Here is a 16897-nt window from a genome sequence, read left to right as displayed (position 1 = left end):
CCAAGCCGTCCGCCCGCAACGCCCACCAGCCGAGCCGGCCTCTGTCCGATGAGCAGGCCGCGCGTCGATGGGCACAGACCGGCGGCATCGCCGTGAAGCCGACCGGACGTGTCTCACCCGACGTGCTGCGGCGCTGGTGGGAAGCGGGCTCCCCGCACCCAGCGCGACCGGATCCGGGGACGCTCTCCCCCGCCACGGTAACGAAGATCTACCGGGGTTCGATCAAGCCGGTGCTGCGGGCGGCGATGCGGCAGGGAGAGGACGGTGAGCCGCCACTGCTGCGGTCGTCGCCTTGCGACGGGTTCCGTCTGCCGCCCGCGCCGGTGCGTGCCCGCCAGGTCCTGTACGGGCCGGAGGTCGCCGTCTACCTCACCGCGGTCCGCGACGTCGACCGCGACACCGCGTTGTTCATCGTCACCATGATGGCCACCGGCCTTCGCCGGGGTGAGCTGGCAGGACTGCACACAAGCGGCCTGGATGCGGAGGGGTGTGTGATCCATGTCGTCCAGACCTACGCCCGGCTGCTGAACGAGGAGACCGGACGCTGGGAGTGGCGCATCAAGCCGTACCCGAAGGGCAAGAAACACCGGGACGTGCCGATCAGTGAGGAGCTGGCCGGGCTGCTGTCCGGGCGGGCACAGGACAACAAGCCCGACGAGCCGCTCTTCCAGAAGCGGACAGGTGGTTACATCGACTACGGCAACCAGCGCAACAACATCTTGCAGCCCGCGCTCGCACTCGCCCGGGAACGCGGCCTGGCCAAGCACATCACCCCCCACACCCTGCGGCATACGATGATCACCATGCTTCGGGACGGCGGTGTGGCCCCCGGAGTGATGCAGTTGGTGGCCGGACACGCGTCGTACCAGACCACTGCGGGCTACTCCGGCCGGCAGACACCCGCCCAGCGATCCTTGATCCTCGACGCGATCCAACCGGTCCTCCAGGCCGCAGGCCCACTGTTCGATATCCCGGATGCCCGCCGCAAGTAAGCAGGCCGTACGGATGCATCATCGACATTCCCAGACACGGGGTATACCTATAGCTATACTCTACGAGTGGTCGGAGACGAATGGGACATCTACGTCGTAACCGAGGTCCGCGAATGGATCAAGCAACTCGACGACGTCACTCATGCCCGGGTGGTGCAGGCCATCGACGCGCTCGCCGAAGGCGGTCCCGGCTGGGGCGCCCCCTGGTCGACACAATCACCGGGTCGTCGATCCAGAATCTCAAAGAACTCCGGCCCGGTACGGTCCGCATCCTGTTCGTTTTCGACCCGTGGCGTTCCAGCATTCTGCTGGTCGCAGGTGACAAAGCCGGACGATGGAAGAGCTGGTACGAGGAGGCCATTCCACTGGCCGAGCACCGATATGAGGTCTACTTGAAGGAACGCGCCCGGCAGGAGGACGACAGATGAGTGGATACGTGCGCTGGAAGGACATCCGGGCCGAGCACGTCCAGCGGGCCGGTGGCGAGGAGGCCGTCCAGGCCGGTAAGCGGGAACTTCTGGCCGAGGTCCAAGGGCACCGCCTGGCGGAGATCCGCCGCGGACGCGGCCTGACCCAGCAGCAGGTCGCCGAGCGCATGGGAGTCACCAAGGGACGCGTCTCCCAGATCGAGCAGGGCAAGATCTCCGGCCAGGACATCCTGGCCCGTTACGCCGCCGCCCTCGGCGGTCGGCTCCATCAGTCGATCTACTTCGACGACGGCGACATCGCCGCTATCGCCTGACAACCCTGCGCCTGCCGAAAATTACATCTGTGCAGTTCAAGCGGCATGTGAGTACTCGTGGAGGACTCCGCCGAGTCGGTCCCGTCTGCGTACGCTCAGCTCGGCGATCCGCGTCGGATCCGTGATCCGGTCCGGGACGGCGCGTAGCGGGGCCGCTTGTTCCAGGGCCTGATGGGCGCGGTGTTGGTTGTAGAAGCGTTCGTATTCACGTAGAGCGTGGCGCAGATGGCGCTCATTCCATACCAGGCAGCGGTTGAGCAGTTCGCGGCGGCATGACTGCACCCACCGCTCCATGATCGCGTTCATGCGCGGCACGCGGACACCGGTGAGCACGGTCCGGATCCCGGCCTCGGCCAGGATCTCGTCCATGAGGGCGGGGAACTTCCCGTCCCTGTCCCGGATCAGGTAGCGGGCCCGGCAGCCAGCCTCTTCCAGGTCCATCACGAGGTTCTTCATCGCCTGGACGACCCAGCTCGCGGTCGGATGGGCGGTGGTGCCCAGCACGCGGACGCGCCGGCTGGCGTGCTCGATGGCGGCCAGGATGTACTGGCGCTGTCCGGTGAGGGTGATGGTCTCGATGAAGTCGCAGGCCAGGAGCACCTCGGCTTGCGAGCGCAGGAAGTCGGCCCAGGTGACAGATACTCGTTCAGGGGACGGGTCTATGCCTTCCTGTTTGAGGATCTCCCACACGGTGGAGGGTGCGACCGTGATGCCGAGCACGGCCAGTTCGCCGTGGATGCGCCGGTATCCCCAGGAGGGGTTTTCCCGGACCAGTCGCAGGATGAGCGCTCGGATGGAGCGGACCGTGGGTGGGCGCCCCGACCGCCTGGGCTTACTGATGCGGGCGTGCCGCCGTCTGATGAGATCGCGGTGCCAGCGCAGGACGGTGTCCGGGCGGACGAGGAGCCGCACCCGGCGCAAGACCTCGCGGGGCAGCGACGTCAGCAGGGCGGCGAGGAAGGCACGGTCCTCGGGAGCGGATCGCACCCTGGTGCCGGCACCGAGTTGCCGTTCGAGAACGGTGATCGGGTGGCGGAGAACGAGGATCTCGACGTCCTTGTCCCGATCGCTCATCGACAGCAGCCGCAGCGCGGCGAAGGCGTTCGTGACGGCGAGATAGGCCAGGCGAAGCAGCACGGACGATCATCATGCCGCACCCCGAGCAACAGGGAGTCACTCCCGTCAGGAGATCCCCAGCAAGCCCATGACCTGGCCGGATGACATTATCGGCAGGCGCACGGCTCCAGCCGGAATCTCGCCGACGAGGCCGAGGAAATTCCCGCCCCGAACCCGAAAAAGCGATCACTCGCCCTTCCGCAGCGCCTTCTCCCACACGCCGAAACGCTCCCGGAGGGCCTCAGACTCGGCCGCGCCGACGCCGTACACGCCGAACTCCTCATCGGTACGGCGACGCACGTACGCCAGCATCTCCGCGAACACCTCCCAATCGAACCCGGCATCCCGGCGGGCGGCCAAGTCCAGAAGCTGATCGCGTGTACCGGCCGGGCTCCACGAGCGCGTCCACGTCGATGAAGTCACGCGCGAGCGCGCGGTTGAACAGCGCCTCGGTCTTTCCGGCCGCCACGTCGTCGGGATGAAGGACCGGGCCCATCTCCATCCGCACCGGCGGCTGAAACCGTACGTCCGCGACGACCTCGACCTTGCATCCCTGATCCGTACCATGCTCGGAGATCCACATCCGGACATACCGCTCGGTACTCTGCAAGATCTCAGCCTGGTATCCGGCTGCGCGGTACGCCTCGGCCACGTGATCTGCTGCCGCTGGACAATCCATGTCCAGCGCGCCGAACAGATCGACGTCCTCGCTCGGCCGCTCCACGATCCCGTACGCCTGAACGGCGTACCCACCGGCCAGCGCGAAGCCGTACTGATCAGCGACGCTCAGACCGATCTCGATCAGCCGCCGATGGAAAGGGTCCATCACGCGGCCCGGTCACGCAGCCCGGTGAAGCGCGACTCCCACAAGCGGCGGACCCGTACCGGCAAGATCAGATCAGGCCAGATGCGAGTCAGCAGATCGGCGTTCAGGTACGTCTTGAGATCCTGCTCTCGGCCTTCCTGGATGACCTGCTCATACATCACCCGCAGCGCCGCCGGGTCGGACAGATCGTAGGAGCGTCGTGGACTCCAGTCCAGCCATCCGGGCAGCGCGACGATCCCGTCCGCAGGCCCGGTCAGCTCCGCCAGAGCGCTGGGAACCGCATAGGGGCGGATGTTCGCGTAATTCAGCGCCCTGTCCATGTCTCCAGTGTGACATTTCCACCAGAGCCGCACCCCTGCGATGAGGCAACCTCACGGCCGCACCGAGCAGACTGCCGAGTATCGCGGTTGACGCCGGCGACTACACCGTGAAGTCCGCCCGAACGGTCCCGGCATGGGAAATGGTCGAGGGTGCGGGTGCTGAAAATTCATCCGGCCAGGTCAAGCCGCATGCCGGTACTCCCGAGAACACCATCCAGCCGATCATGCCGACGGACGTCGAGCCGGGTGATCGGGGCTCGGTCACGGGTCTCCAGATCAGGGGACAGGCCTCAGATCGGCGAGGAGGGACGGGAGGAGCCGCTCCTCCATCACCGCCCGGTCGTGGGCGGCCATAAGCCCGGCCAGTCCCGGATCCCATGGGCTGAGTGCGGGCGGCCCGGTCAGCGGGGTGGACTCGCCCTCCGCGAGCCCTGCCGCGTAGTCGGCCGTGGCCATCCGCCAGGGCGCCGCACCGTACCGGGAGATCGCCCGGTCGACGATGCGGAGCCCGGTCCAGTCGAAGTCCGCGCGCCACCACAGGCGGGCGCCCGCGGTCACGGCGGCGTCGAGAAGCCGGTGGCAGGCCGCCGACGGGATACCCTCCGTACAGACCAGAGCGGGGGCGCGGGCGCCCAGGTCGGCCGCGGCGGTGCGCAGGACCGCCGGGTTCTCGCAGACGTATATCTCGCCGACGGCGGGGACGACCGGAGAGACGGTCTGCTGCTGCAGGGTGAGCCGGAAGGGGATGCCGTGCCGTGCGGCCTCGTCGAGCCAGCCGGAGGTGACACCCGTCCGGCGGGTCCGGATGTTCAACACGAGCACCTGACTGGCCAGGTCGTCCACGATCACCCCGGCGGACTCCCACAGCCGCCGCTGCCCCGTCCGGTCTCCCGGTACGGCGGGCAGCCCGGAGCGCAGCGCCAGCGCCCGTAGCACGAGCGAGGCCAGCGGTGATCCCGGAGCCAGGGACTTGGTGTCCCCGGTCGCCCGTTCGGCCAGCACGGGCAGCGCAAGGATCTGCTCACCGGTCTCAGCCGAAGCCGCAGGAGCGGGAGCGGGAGCGGGGGAAGAGCCGGGCGGGGCGGGCAGGAGGTCGAGGACACCGGTCGCCTGGACGAGCAGACGGCCGTCGCCGCGCCGTACCAGCCGGGTGAGGCCGCCGCCCGCAGCCAGCTCGTCCAGCCACGCCGAGAACCACGGCTCGGCGGCGTGGCGGCTGTTCCCGGCGAGGCTCAGCAGGCGTTCCCGCTCCCGTTCGAGAGCCGCGCGTTCGGCGGCGCGGTCCCGGATCGGGCCGCCGAGCCCGGCCAGGACATCCCGCAGGCCGGAGCCGTACCGGGCGGACAGCGCGGCGTCCAGTTCGGCCAGGGAGACGGTGAGCCGCTTGACCGACTCGGGACGGTATCTCCCGGTGATGCCGATGATCACACGGCGTTCGGCCTCGGATGGGTCGTTCAGGCCGACGGACCCGGTCAGGGCACCGCCGCGTTCCAGCCTGCGCCGGGCGGCGGCCAGCAGCCGCTCCCAGCCCTCGCCCTGTGGCGCGTCCGCAGGAGTCACACGGCTCATCCTTCGGAGAGGACCGGCTCGGAGAGGACCGGCTCGGCGGGAACCCGCCGGACATCGGGCGAGCCCAGTGCGGCGGTGAGCTCGCCGACGTCGTCCGCCAGGAGCTTCGCGCCGTCCCAGACCAGCAGCAGGGCGCTGACGGTGTGCTCGACGGGAGAGTGCGCCAGGTCGTAGTGGGCTGCGGCGGGAACCGCGGCATGGGTGGCCCACAGGTCGTAACCGGTCATGAACAGGTCCAGGTCGAACTGGGTGGCCAGCGACATCAGCTCGCCCCGGCCGGTGTCGTCCACCCCGGCGAAGGCCTCGTCCAGCGCGAGCAGCCGGGGCGCCTCCGGGCGGGCCGAGTTGAGCATCGCGTGGGCTGCGGCGAACAGCGGCAGGTGCAGCGAGACCGACTGCTCGCCGCCGGACAGGCGGCTGTGCCGTGCCCGGGTCAGCCGCTCCTCGTGGCCGCCGGGCCGGACGAGCTGGAAGGCGAACTGCCGCCAGCGGCGGTAGTCGAGCACCTCGGTCAACAGCTCCCGGTACGGCCGGTCGCGGTGCCGGGCCCGGGCGTCCTTGATCCGGATGGCGAAGTGGGCGCGCATCCGGCCCAGATCGTCGGGGCCCAGGCGGGCCGCGTCGCCGTCGAGCAGAGCGCAGACCGCCCGCTGTCCCTCGTCCAGGTTGTCGGTGAGCAGCCAGTTCACCCCGACTGTGGTTCCCGAGGACATCCGGCGGGAGCGCATCTCGGTGTTCATCCGGCGGATCAGATCCCGGGCGTCCACGGTACGGTCGTGGATCTGCTGGGCGAGTCGGGTCAGCAGCGCGTCCTCCAGGATCCGCTGCTCGGACTCCGACAGCAGCTGCTGCTGGTCCCGCCTGTCGGCGGCGATCTTCTCGGCGAAGGCGCCGACCGGGAGGGGACCGTCCTCGTCGGCGATCCGGACCACGATCACGCCGTCCGCGCCGTCCCACTCGGGGCGGTAGTCCTGGTCGGCGGCTGTGAGCTGGGCCTGCAGGTCCTCCAGGGCTTTCGTCAGACGGGTGGTGGACTGCTTGAGGGAAATCTCGGTAGGGGTGAGATCGCGGGTGACGGTGAGGATCGCCTCGTGGACCGCCCGCACCTGCGGGGGCAGCTCTTCCTCCAGCCAGTCGGCGTCCTGTGCCGGCCAGGCCAGGCCCGGCGGGCAGCGCAGCACGTCGAGCAGTTCCCGCCGGGCGAAGGGAGCCAGGTCGCGGGCGGTCTCCCGCTCTTCCCGCAGTGCGACGGCCAGGGCCTCCCCGGTCGCGTCCAGACGGGCGCGTGCCGCCGCGGCGGCCGACAGCGCCTCCCGTTCGGCGGCGCGGGCGGCGCCCGTCTCCCGCTCGGACACGGTGATCGCCACCTCGGCCTGCTCGACCTCGGCCAGCACCTGCCTGGCCTCCGCGCCCACCGTAGATCTCAGGGCCTCCAGCTTCGCGGCCTCCTCGGTGTGGCGGCGGCGGCCGTGACCGCTTCCCGCTGCCGTGCCGCCTCTCTCCTGCGCCCGGTCAGCTCGGCCGCCCCGCGCTCGAAACGCCGGACGGCGGCCGCGACCTCCTCCACCGTCTCGGGGGCGAGGGCGCGTTCGGTCCCGGTACGGCGCAGCGCCCGTTCGGCCGCACCGGACGCGGCGACGGTCTCGTCGTAGCCGCGCTGGGCGGCATCGGCGCCGTCCCGGGTGGCGCGGAGCCGTCCGGCGGCCTGCTCGCGAGTCCGCAGGGCCGCCGTGATCGCACCGGTGCGGGGCAGGGCGGCGCGAGCGGAGTCGATGGCGGCGAGTGCGGCCTCGACCTCGTCAACCCGCCGGTCGACGGCGGCGAGTACCTGGGTGATCACCGACAGGCGGGCGTCGCAGTCGGCCAGTCTGGCGGTGCGGCGGCGGGCGCGGGCGGTGGCACCGATGTACTCGGCGTGCTCCTTGTGGTGCGCTCCGAGTTGGACGCCCTGGAGGAACCGGCCGCACGCGGTGATCAAGGGATGTTCCGGCGCGACGGGCTCACCGGAGAACGGGCCGTCTCCTGCGCCGGTGCCTCCGATGTCACCGGCGCGGTCATCTCGCAGAGCGACGGCTCTCAGGATGCCGGTGATCCGTTCGGCGGGCACGGGGGCGTTCTCTTCGGGGACCAGCAGGTCCGCCAGGCTCGGACCGGGTGTCGGGGCGCCCTCGAAGAGGTAGGCGTCGGAGTCGCCGACGCGGACCGGTCCGGGTGCGGGCGTGACCCAGGCGTCCAGGATGCCGGTGGCCTCCAGCGCCGCCTCGACGGAGGCCGCAGCGGGGGCGGGCACTCCGTCCCGGAAGCGGACCAGCCGCCACAGCGGCGCCCCCGCCCTGCCCGCACGCGAGGCCGTACGGGCCGGATGCACCGCAGGCGCGTCGTCGCGCTCTGCGGCGATCAGGCGTCTCTCCTCCTCGGCCGCGGCCCGCTCGCGTTCGGTCTGCTCCCGCTGTCCGCGCAGTCGCGCCCGCTCTTCCCGCAGTTCCTGCACGGCGGACATCACGGTCTCGGCGAACACCGTGTCCAGCGCGGGAGCATCCGGCTCGCCCACCTGTTCCAGCGCCTCGGCCAACGGCTCCGGGTCGGGCAGGACCTCCGTGTAGCGCCCCGCCCAGGCCGACAGCTCCGCGCGTGCGGCCTGTCTGGCCCGGTCCACCCCCTCCTGCGCCGAGGCGGCCTCCCGCTCCGCCACCGCCATGGCCTCCAGTGCCTGCTCCAGCGCCGCGCGGGCCAGGTCGCGGGCCTGTTCAGCCCTGGACAGGCCCGCCGCCGCAGCCCGTACCGCCCGGACGTCGTCGTCCCTGGCCGCGATCCGGCCGCCGGCTCGATCGGTGAAACCGTCCTCGGCCGCGTCGGCTCCGGTCCAGGGGATCCCCGCGGCCGCCGCCTCGTCGGCGACCTCGGCCGCGGCTCTGGAGACCGCGGCTTCCAGCTCCGCCAGAGCCCGGCGGGCCGATTCCAGCCCCGCCGCGGCCCTCGCCCTGGCCGCGACACGCCGACCCAATTCGCCGCGCGCGACGGCTTCGGCCTCGGCGCAGGCACGGACGAGCCGTTCCAGGTCGGCCAGTTGCTGCAGCGCCTCGTAGGCGGCGCTCGCCCGCAGCTGTTCCAGCCTGGCCCGCAGCCCGGCCAGCGCGTCCTCGGCCGCGGCCAGCCGCTGCCCGGCCTCGGCCCGGTCGTGTTCGGCGGTGGCGAGCCGGGCCGCCGCCTCCTCCCGGCCGGTACGGCGGGCCGCCACGTCGTCACGGCGGCGGGTCAGCGCATCCGCCGCCCAGCGGGCGTGGACGCGCAGGTAGGTGGTATAGCTGGACAGGAACGCGGCCGTCGCCTCGTCGGCGGCGACCAGGCCCTCCAGGGTGTGCTGCACTGACTCCATGTCCTCGAAGGATCGCGCGGCCTCGGACACCAGCTCATCGTCGATCGGGCGCAGTCCCTCGGTGAGGGTGTCGGAGAGTTTCGCCGGATCGAGGTTCTTGGCCAGCTGCGGGCGGCGCAGGGTGAGGATCAGCGTGATGAGCTGCTCGTACCGCTCCCGTCCCAGGCCGAACAGGCGCTGGTCGATCGCCGCCCGGTAGTCCGGTGGGGAGGGGATCAGGGCGTGTTCGCCGAGTTCCTCGGCCAGCTGTTTACGGGTCATCGGCCGGTCGTCGGCGGTGAGCAGGGAGAAGTCCTCCCCCACTCGACCGTCCGTGACGAAGTGCCAGCGCACCGGTGTGTCGCGGTGCCGCTGGGCGTGCAGGCCGACGCCCACGGTGACGGACTGGCCGGTGTCGCGGTGCCGGAACTCCATCCAGACATAGCCGAGACCGGTGTCGTTCCCCCGGAAGAGGAGGTTGGACTTCATGGTCCGGTCCTCGGAGGCGAACGGGTTGAGCCGCTTGGGGTCGATCCGCCCGTCCAGCACGAACGGGAACAGCACCTCCAGGGCCTTGGTCTTGCCCGAACCGTTGGGGCCGCGCAGGACCAGCCACCCGTTCGCGAACGTGAACTCCTCGTCGCGGTAGTCCCACAGGTTGACGATGCCCGCGCGGGTGGGCACGTAGCGGCCCAGACGGCCGTCTCCGCCGGTCCGGTGGGACGGGCCACGCCCGTCCGCTCGGTCGTTTCGCTCGCTCATCAGAGTCCCTCGAAAAGTGCGGGCTGAGACGGACGGGATCTCACCTCGGCCGTGACGTTCCGGTATCGGGCCAGGGCGGGCAGCGCGAGCACGCCGCTCTCCACCCTGGCGACCAGGCGCAACGCGGCGAGCAGCGATACGGCCTCCCGCAGGAGCCGGTCCGGATCGGCCCGCCAGGTGGCGCCGAACGCCGTGCCGTACTCGCCCACCAGGGTTTTCATCGTCGTGCGCAGCCAGGTGTCGGGGAGGAACGGGCACCGGGCCGCGGGCTCGTCACGCACCGTGCCGGGCGCCGAAGCGTCGTCTGCCAGGTCATCGAGGAGGTTCCGGTACGGCAGCGCCGCGTCGATCCGGACGGCCGTCTCGGCCAGGCGCTCGGCGGCGGTCGGAACGGGCAGGAGAGCGGGCCGGTTGCGCCTGTTGGCCGGTCCGCAGTGGGCGGCGATGCGCACGGCCAGCAGCAGCGCGGCCTGCGCGACCGTTCCCGCGCCGGGGAAGCGGATGTCGGACAGGCGGCCGGAGGTGTCGATGATCGCGATGCCTTCGGCGCGGCGCTCCACGCCGAGACCGGTCAGCCGTTCCAGGTCTTCGGCGAGGGCGGGGGCCCGGAGCTGGCCGAGCAGGGACTCGTCGACGTCGGCGTAGTAGACGACGGGCTGCTCCAGCACGAGGCGCCGCGCCTTGCGTGCCGCGGCCCTGCGGAGGGTGGCCTGTCCCTGCGCCAGGCCCCGGTCGGCGTCGAGCAGCGCGGTGACCGAGCGCAGGTGCTGCAGCACCCGGCTGGGGCGGTAGACCACGCCGACGACCTCCCGGTCGATGTCGTAGAGGGCCTCGGCCCGGTCGGGGTTGTTCACCCAGTCGGCCGCCGAGCCGTCGGCGAGGGCCAGCGCGCCGCGCCGCTCCAGCCAGGCGACCGCGTCCACGAAGGCGTCGCGGTCGGGCTTCCGCCCGGTGTCCATGCCCAGCCCGTCGATCCGGCCGGCATCGGCGGCCACGGCATCGGCCAGCTCACTCAGCGCGATCTGGGTCCCCGCGCGGCCCAGCGCGGCCAGGGTGAGCATGAGGTAGGCGTAGCGCCTGCGGTCGAAGGGCCGGTCGGTCCGGGTGAGCGCGGGCTGGGTGGAGTCCAGCGCGTCGTGGACGCGGAGCAGCCGGGCGGTCGCGCCGGTGGTCAGCAGCCGGTAGCCGAGCACCTCGGACAGGTCGGTGCGCAGTTGCGCAGCCCATCGCCGGATCAGCGGCAGCGCGGCCCGGTCCGGATAGGCGGCGGTGATCAGCGGGTGGCGCAGCAGCAGCCGTACCGCGCGCTGGTAGTCGGCGAGCTCCAGCGGCCCGACCCCTTCGGCGACTCTCATGAGACCTCCAGCCGCAGACCATCCAGGTGGAGCCGCCCGCGGACGGTCGTGACCGTGGTGGATCCCTCGCACGGGTGCAGGGTCAGCCGCACGCCGTGCGCCGAGCCGCTGGCCGTGCTGCGGCTCACGGCCACCCGGGCGGACAGGGCCAGGTCGAGCAGGCTCAGCAGGGTCTGGGTCTCGGGCTCGTCGAGCACCCGCCCGTACACCCCCTCCGAGGTGAGCGAGGCCGCCGCGGCCTGCCGCTGCCGCTCGGCCTTGAGCTGGTCGGCGCGCAGGCGCTGCCGCTGCGCCTCGTTGCGCTCGATCCGGCCCACGCCGTGCAGCCGGGGGGCGCGACCGGCCTGCACGAGGGTCCGCGCCACCCGCACCGGCTCGGCCTCCCACCAGGAGAGCCGGCCGGGGATCAACTCGGGGTCATCGTGCGGCACCGCGATGTGCCGGGGCGAGCCGAGGTCGAAGGTCACCTGGAACAGCGCGTGCGCGGCGTCGTCGTCCGGGCAGGAGGCGAACCACTGGGCCAGGTGCCGCAGCTGGCTCTCCCTGCTCACCCCGCCCCGTCTGGCCTCGGTCACCCGCCGCAGCATCGCCAGCACGCCCGCGATCGCGGTGATGGTCGCGCTCTGCAACCGCTCCGCCTCGCTCGCCGCCCCGGCTCCGAACCACTGGGTCAGGCCCGCCCAGCGCTGCCGCCAGTCGTGCTCGCGATCCCGGGCGGAGCGGAACGGCCTCTCGTCGGCTCCCGCCGCCAGAGCGATCATCCGGTCGACCCCGGTCCCTGCCGCGTCGGCCACGGCGGTGGCCAGCAGCGGCTGGTAGCGGGCGAGCTCGGCGGCGAACTCCCGCATGTGGGTCAGAAGCGCGTCCTTGTGGATCAGGAACACCTCCGGCCGGGTGTCGTTGGTGCGGGCCAGGTCGCCGAGCATGAGGTAGAAGCGGGCGGCCCGCATCGCCATGTCGGACAGCGCCTGGTCAAGGCGGACGAGCTTGCGGTGGACCTCCTCGCCGTCGCCGGCCCGGTTCGCCTCGGCCAGGGCCTTCAGGTCGGCCAGGATGTCGGGGAAGACCAGCCGGGACAGCTGGGCGTCCTGAAGACCCGCGCCGAGCACCTCCTCCACCGCCCGGTAGGCCCGGTAACCGGCCTGGGTGAACTGGTAGACGTAGTGACGGTTGCGGTATTCGGCGAGGTTGGCCGCCCGGGTGCCGTCGTAGCTGCGGTCCAGCAGCCGCCAGTCGGCCAGCGCGTCCAGCAGCGGCTGGACGTCGTCGAGCTCGGGGCACCCCGGATGCTCGGCGCGCAGCGCGCCGAGCAGTTCCCGCGCCTGGGCGGCGTGCAGCAACATCTGGTAGTTGGCCCGGCCGCGGTCGAAGGCGCGCAGCACCCACAGGTAGTCGTGGCGCTTCTCCGCCGCGGCGAAGTGGAACAAGCGCATCCGGTCGTCGAGTGTGAACGCGTCCATGCCGAACGCGCCGGTCTCGGGAGCGGGGGAACTCTGGCTCTCCCCGGGCACCGGAAGGCGTGCTTCGGCCCCCGCGCCCGCTGCGGTCTCGTCCATCACTCCCAGCATGCCGCAGGGGCCGGACATGTCATGCCAGATCCCGCACACCGACATCACCCCCGCACAGCCCTGACGGTCGATGAATCCCCTTGCCCGAGAGCAATCACAGGGGCCCCTGCAGGAGTATCGTGGGCTGCTGTGACTTGCCGCCCTCCTGATGATCATCTGGGTGAGCTGATCGAGCAGGCGATCGTGGACGCCTACACCGATGACGAGCAGCTCTCCGGCTTCCATGTGATGATCGAAGACAATCTGGCGGTCCCGTTCGAGACCGCCGTGCTCGGTCTGCAGGTCACCGTCACCGCGATCGACTTCCTGCCAGGCAGCGGCATCGTGGCGATCTGCCGCCACGGCAGGCACAAGCAGGCGATCGGCATCCTCGACCTGCCCCTGCCCGACCCGCCACCGGCCGGGGCCGAATGGATCCACGCGTTCCGGCGCTGGGCCGGGTGACATCGTGAGCGAGTACCAATACTACGAGTTCCTGGCGATCGACAGGCCCCTCACCGATCAGCAGCAGGCCGAGGTCCGCGCCCTGTCCACCCGGGCCCACATCACCGCCACCAGCTTCACCAACGAGTACCACTGGGGCGACTTCCGCGGCGACCCGCACCGCATGATGGAGCGCTACTACGACGCCCACCTGTACCTGGCCAACTGGGGAACCCACCAGATCATGCTCCGCCTCCCCCGCACCGTCCTGGACCCCGAGCTGGCCGCACATTACTGCGTAGACGATCAGATCAGCGCCTGGACCAGCGGCGAGCACCTCATCCTCAACTTCACCAGCGAGGCCGAAGAGGAGTACTGGGAAGACGACGTCGAGCGCTCCCTGTCGGCGATCGTCGGCATCCGCGCCGAACTGGCCGCCGGTGACCTGCGGCCGCTCTATCTGGCCTGGTTGTCGGCATACGGAGCCTGGGAACGTGACGAGGACGCCTTCGACTACGCCGACGAGGACGAATCGGAACCGCCCGTCCCACCGGGATTGGGTGCACTGACCGCGTCCCAACGCGCTCTGGCCGACTTTCTGCGGCTGGACGACCACCTCCTCTCAGCCGCCGCGGAGGCCAGCCCACCGGCACAAGCCGTACAACACGACCGACAGGCCCTGGCCGACTGGATCAGCGCTCTGCCCACCGAACGCAAGAACGCGCTGCTGCTGCGCGTGGCCGAAGACGACGCCGGCCGGGTGCGATGGGAGCTTCTACGCGAGTTCGGCGGCGACACCACCTCACTGGTGAAGGCCGGGCGGACGGTCGCCGAACTGCTGGACGCCACCGCCGCCCGCCGCCACCGCCGCGAGCAACAGGAGGCAGCCCGGCTCGCCGAAGAACAGCAACGCCAGGAACACGAGCGACGGCAGGCCTACGAAGCCCGCCTGAACCGGCTCGCCCATGATCCCGAAGCCGCGTGGGCTCAGGTGGAGGAATTCATCGACACCAAGAAGCCACACGAATACGACCGAGCCGTCGATCTCCTCCGCGACCTGCAGGCCCTGGCCGCCCGCGACGACCACACCGGCGCCTTCGCCCAACGCCTCACCCACCTCCGGCAACGGCATCAGAGCAAGACCAGCCTCATCAAACGACTCAACGACACCGGCCTCGTAGCAAAGTGACAGCGATTCCCACCCTGACAATCAGCAATCCGAGCCACCTTCTGCTGGCCGTGCTGGTCATGGCGGGCGCTGCGCAAGACCGTCCCGGGACGGTGGCGTGGCCCCAGGAGTGATGCAGCTGGTGGCCCGACACGCGTCGTACCAGACCACTGCGGGCTACCCCGGCCGGCAGAGGCCTGCCCAGCGAGCCCTGATCCTCGACGCGATCCAACCGGTCCTCCAAGCCGCGAGCCAGCGACGGATGAGGGCGACTTCGTGTCCCTTCGACACGGACGCCCGTAGCCTTTGAGGCAGGACGATAGAGGGAGGGGCTCTGCATGACCGCGCAGCCACATGAGGTCTCCGGTGCGAGCACCCCCATCCCCGACAAGAACCTGCGCGCCATCCGTGCCGCGCTGACCGTGTCGCAGGACCGGGCCGCCTTCGACGCGGGCCTGCGCCTGGCGCTGGATGAGGTCCGCATCAGCCTTGACCTCGGCAAGCTGACCGAGTTTGTGCACACCTGGTGGCTGATCGCCTGCGACTCCGTCCGCGACCGCGCGGGCCGCGAGAGCATGTACGCGCACGCCGCCCGGGTGCAGGAGTTGGCCGATCAGGGCCAGCCGCTTCCCCGAGGGGACAAGTCCTGGCGCGAGGTGCTGGCCGCGCACGGGGTTCAGGTGTAGATATATTCGATCACACCGCCCGATCCGATCGCCCAGGAACAGATCGCGGCACTGTCACTTGAGGCCGCCCAATACCTTGCCGAAGTCTTCACCCTGCTGGAGACCGCGCCGTGGGCCGGCAGGCCGCCCAATCCCGCCAAACCCGAGGACAACATGCGGATCATCCCGTTCGGCGAAGGCGGGCTGGTGACCTATCTGATCCTGGAACCGCAGCGGGAAATCTACGTCATCCGCGTGCAATGGCTCTGACGGAAGACCGAGTCCGCCCAACGCTCTCAGCCCTTGAGCCTTTCGCCGCGGCCGTGGACATCGGGGCAGCTCGGTCTCGGGCAAGAGCACGATCGCCGCACGGCTGCGCGCCCACTACGGGCGCGGCCTCGCCGTGGTCGACCAGGACGTCATCCTGGAAGGCATCTTGTACACCGACCGGTACAGCGCGATGTTGCAGGCGCTGTGCGCCGACCATCTGGGCTCCAGTCACTTCTACTACCTGGATGTGCCCTTCGCCAAGACCCTGCGGTGGCACGCTGCCAAGCCCCAGTCCTCCGCCTACGGCGAGGCCGAGATGCGGGAATGGTGCCGCCCGCTGGACCTGCTCGACAACGGCTGCGAGCAGATCATCGGCCCGGACAGCTCGCTGGAGGAGACCCTCCAGCGCATGCTGGCCGATACCGGACTCACCAACGGTAGCTCACCCGTACCGCGCCAAAACTCATTACACCAAGCCTGACCTGGCATTCCATCGAAGTGGGTTACCTCCGCCGACCGTTGGCAGGGAATGGTCAAGGGTCCTATGTTTGCTCGGTGGTCGCTCATATGTCGCGGTACGGCGGGGCACGGGGCAACACCACCCGGCAGGACAAAAAGAACATCCCTGGACAGGGTGTCATCAGACGACACGTCGTGACAGTAGACGTAACTGATCAAATCGACTTTTAATCCGTAGGTTCTGGGTTCGAGTCCCAGGCGCCCTACCACCTCCACCTGTGGGTTCTCCCGCCCGGGAGAACCCGCGATCACGACCTGGGACAGGCCTGGGTCACAGCTGGGTCATACGCGCCCGCAGCCCGTTGCGGATCGTCCGCGCCGTCTTGCGGGCCGCGGCCAACACCAGCCGGGCCGTCGCCGCGGCCGCCTGATGATGGGTCTGCGGCAGCACCGAGGTGTAGGTGTCGGCAGTCAGCACGATACTGGCGTGCCCGAACTGGCCCTGGACCACCGGCAGGTCCACATGCGCGGCCAGCGCCAGCGACGCCGCCCCGTGCCGCAGGTCATGCAGCCGCACCGGCGGCAGCCCACTGGCGTCTACCAGCCTACGGAACCGGACGGTGAGATAGTCCGGTGCCACTGGAGCACCGTCGCAGCGAGTGAAGACATACCCCGTCTCATCCCAGCACCGCCCAGCGCGAGCATATTCGGCCCGCTGGGCGCATTCGTGGCGGCGCAGCAGGTGCACCGTGTGCGGATCGAGGGCGATGGTGCGCTGACTGGCCGCGCTCTTGGGCGGGCAGGCCAGCAGCCGTCCGTCGGCGTGTACGAGTTGCCGGGTCACGGTGAGTTCGGCCGTCTCCAGGCTCAGGTCCGTCCAGCGCAGCCCCGCCAGCTCGCCGCGGCGTAGGCCGCGCAGCGCGGCCAGCCACCACAAGGCGAGAAGACGGTCCTCGCGGACGAAGTCCAGGAACGCCGCCAGTTGCCGGGGCGTCCAGACCGCCACCGTCGGCCGCTCTCCGGTGGCTCGCCAGGCCGCCACCCGGCGCGCGGTCCATACCCGCGCGTACGGGCGTCGTACGGCCGGCAACCGCAGCCCTCGGGCGGGATTGCCGGGGATGAGTCCTTCACGAACGGCCTCATTCAGCGCGGCCCGCAACGTGGCGCGGATCCGCTCCAGGGTGGAGGCCACCAGTGGCTGTCCGTACCGGTTGCGGCGCTCGGCCAGTCGCATGGACAGCCGCCGCACGTCCCGAACCGACAACTCGGCCAGCGGAATCCGGCCCAAGGTCGGGATCAGATGCAGG

General features: G+C 70.6%; 16 protein-coding genes. 7 read left to right on the top strand and 9 right to left on the bottom strand.

Features of this window, described 5'->3' with window-relative positions:
- From Pta02_RS39885 to Pta02_RS39875, 3 genes are all read left to right on the top strand, one after another.
- Positions 1 to 992 (top strand): tyrosine-type recombinase/integrase (locus Pta02_RS39885; protein WP_203880245.1); only part of this gene is annotated, 992 nt, incomplete at its 5' end.
- A gap of 80 nt (positions 993 to 1072) precedes the next feature.
- The gene (locus tag Pta02_RS39880) at positions 1073 to 1420 is read left to right on the top strand and encodes a type II toxin-antitoxin system RelE/ParE family toxin (protein WP_307837523.1); all 348 of its coding nucleotides are present in this window, start codon (positions 1073 to 1075) and stop codon (positions 1418 to 1420) included.
- Positions 1417 to 1734, top strand: coding sequence for a helix-turn-helix domain-containing protein (locus Pta02_RS39875; protein WP_196450883.1), 318 nt, complete (start codon positions 1417 to 1419; stop codon positions 1732 to 1734). The genes Pta02_RS39880 and Pta02_RS39875 overlap by 4 nt, the downstream gene beginning before the upstream one ends.
- A gap of 36 nt (positions 1735 to 1770) precedes the next feature.
- On the opposite strand, the gene Pta02_RS39870 is transcribed toward Pta02_RS39875, so the two are convergent.
- The 8 genes from Pta02_RS39870 to Pta02_RS39835 form a co-directional block, all read right to left on the bottom strand.
- The gene (locus Pta02_RS39870) at positions 1771 to 2871 is read right to left on the bottom strand and encodes an integrase core domain-containing protein (RefSeq protein WP_203880244.1); all 1101 of its coding nucleotides are present in this window, start codon (positions 2869 to 2871) and stop codon (positions 1771 to 1773) included.
- A gap of 259 nt (positions 2872 to 3130) precedes the next feature.
- Positions 3131 to 3676, bottom strand: a complete 546-nt coding sequence (locus Pta02_RS39865) for a nucleotidyl transferase AbiEii/AbiGii toxin family protein (protein WP_239131587.1) — start codon at positions 3674 to 3676, stop codon at positions 3131 to 3133.
- Complete coding sequence (locus Pta02_RS39860) at positions 3676 to 3996, bottom strand: hypothetical protein (protein WP_203880242.1); 321 nt, start codon at positions 3994 to 3996, stop codon at positions 3676 to 3678. Before Pta02_RS39860 ends, Pta02_RS39865 begins: the two co-directional genes overlap by 1 nt.
- Positions 3997 to 4272: 276 nt before the next feature.
- Positions 4273 to 5556: a TIGR02679 family protein gene (locus tag Pta02_RS39855; RefSeq protein ID WP_239131586.1), complete on the bottom strand. Its 1284-nt coding sequence runs from the start codon at positions 5554 to 5556 to the stop codon at positions 4273 to 4275.
- A gap of 5 nt (positions 5557 to 5561) precedes the next feature.
- Complete coding sequence (locus Pta02_RS39850) at positions 5562 to 6980, bottom strand: SbcC/MukB-like Walker B domain-containing protein (protein ID WP_203880240.1); 1419 nt, start codon at positions 6978 to 6980, stop codon at positions 5562 to 5564.
- Positions 6981 to 6988: 8 nt separating this feature from the next.
- A complete protein-coding gene (locus Pta02_RS39845; RefSeq protein ID WP_203880239.1) occupies positions 6989 to 9682 on the bottom strand; it encodes a TIGR02680 family protein in 2694 nt (897 codons plus the stop codon).
- Positions 9682 to 11037, bottom strand: a complete 1356-nt coding sequence (locus tag Pta02_RS39840) for a DUF2398 family protein (protein ID WP_203880238.1) — start codon at positions 11035 to 11037, stop codon at positions 9682 to 9684. The genes Pta02_RS39845 and Pta02_RS39840 overlap by 1 nt, the downstream gene beginning before the upstream one ends.
- Positions 11034 to 12593 (bottom strand): TIGR02677 family protein, encoded by a 1560-nt coding sequence (locus Pta02_RS39835; protein ID WP_203880237.1) that lies wholly within the window; start codon positions 12591 to 12593, stop codon positions 11034 to 11036. Before Pta02_RS39835 ends, Pta02_RS39840 begins: the two co-directional genes overlap by 4 nt.
- A gap of 141 nt (positions 12594 to 12734) precedes the next feature.
- Here Pta02_RS39835 and Pta02_RS39830 point away from each other — a divergent pair, with 141 nt between their 5' ends.
- The 4 genes from Pta02_RS39830 (at position 12735) to Pta02_RS39815 (ending at position 15612) form a co-directional block, all read left to right on the top strand.
- On the top strand, positions 12735 to 13049 hold the full coding sequence (locus tag Pta02_RS39830; RefSeq protein WP_239131585.1) for a calcium-binding protein: 315 nt from the start codon (positions 12735 to 12737) through the stop codon (positions 13047 to 13049).
- Between the two features lie 4 nt (positions 13050 to 13053).
- Positions 13054 to 14217 (top strand): hypothetical protein, encoded by a 1164-nt coding sequence (locus tag Pta02_RS39825; RefSeq protein WP_203880236.1) that lies wholly within the window; start codon positions 13054 to 13056, stop codon positions 14215 to 14217.
- A 317-nt stretch (positions 14218 to 14534) separates the two neighbouring features.
- The gene (locus Pta02_RS39820; protein WP_203880235.1) at positions 14535 to 14882 is read left to right on the top strand and encodes a DUF6247 family protein; all 348 of its coding nucleotides are present in this window, start codon (positions 14535 to 14537) and stop codon (positions 14880 to 14882) included.
- Positions 14883 to 15264: 382 nt separating this feature from the next.
- Positions 15265 to 15612 carry a P-loop NTPase family protein gene (locus Pta02_RS39815; RefSeq protein WP_239131584.1) on the top strand — a complete coding sequence of 116 codons (348 nt, stop codon included), beginning with the start codon at positions 15265 to 15267 and terminating at the stop codon, positions 15610 to 15612.
- 309 nt (positions 15613 to 15921) lie between these two features.
- On the opposite strand, the gene Pta02_RS39810 is transcribed toward Pta02_RS39815, so the two are convergent.
- Positions 15922 to 16897, bottom strand: a 976-nt coding sequence (locus tag Pta02_RS39810) for a site-specific integrase (protein WP_203880234.1), incomplete at its 5' end; no start/stop codon positions are given.

The sequence above is a fragment of the Paraplanobispora takensis genome (assembly GCF_016863195.1).
GTDB lineage: Bacteria > Actinomycetota > Actinomycetes > Streptosporangiales > Streptosporangiaceae > Planobispora > Planobispora takensis.
This window is presented reverse-complemented; position numbering and strand designations above follow the sequence as displayed.

What these genes read in the sequence shown, in the direction of transcription:
- Pta02_RS39880 (WP_307837523.1), top strand. Translation starts at nt 1,073, where the DNA reads ATGGGACATCTACGTCGTAACCGAGGTCCGCGAATGGATCAAGCAACT.
- Pta02_RS39875 (WP_196450883.1), top strand. Translation starts at nt 1,417, where the DNA reads ATGAGTGGATACGTGCGCTGGAAGGACATCCGGGCCGAGCACGTCCAG.
- Pta02_RS39865 (WP_239131587.1), bottom strand. Translation starts at nt 3,676, where the DNA reads ATGGACCCTTTCCATCGGCGGCTGATCGAGATCGGTCTGAGCGTCGCT.
- Pta02_RS39860 (WP_203880242.1), bottom strand. Translation starts at nt 3,996, where the DNA reads ATGGACAGGGCGCTGAATTACGCGAACATCCGCCCCTATGCGGTTCCC.
- Pta02_RS39845 (WP_203880239.1), bottom strand. Translation starts at nt 9,682, where the DNA reads ATGAGCGAGCGAAACGACCGAGCGGACGGGCGTGGCCCGTCCCACCGG.
- Pta02_RS39840 (WP_203880238.1), bottom strand. Translation starts at nt 11,037, where the DNA reads ATGAGAGTCGCCGAAGGGGTCGGGCCGCTGGAGCTCGCCGACTACCAG.
- Pta02_RS39835 (WP_203880237.1), bottom strand. Translation starts at nt 12,593, where the DNA reads ATGGACGAGACCGCAGCGGGCGCGGGGGCCGAAGCACGCCTTCCGGTG.
- Pta02_RS39820 (WP_203880235.1), top strand. Translation starts at nt 14,535, where the DNA reads ATGACCGCGCAGCCACATGAGGTCTCCGGTGCGAGCACCCCCATCCCC.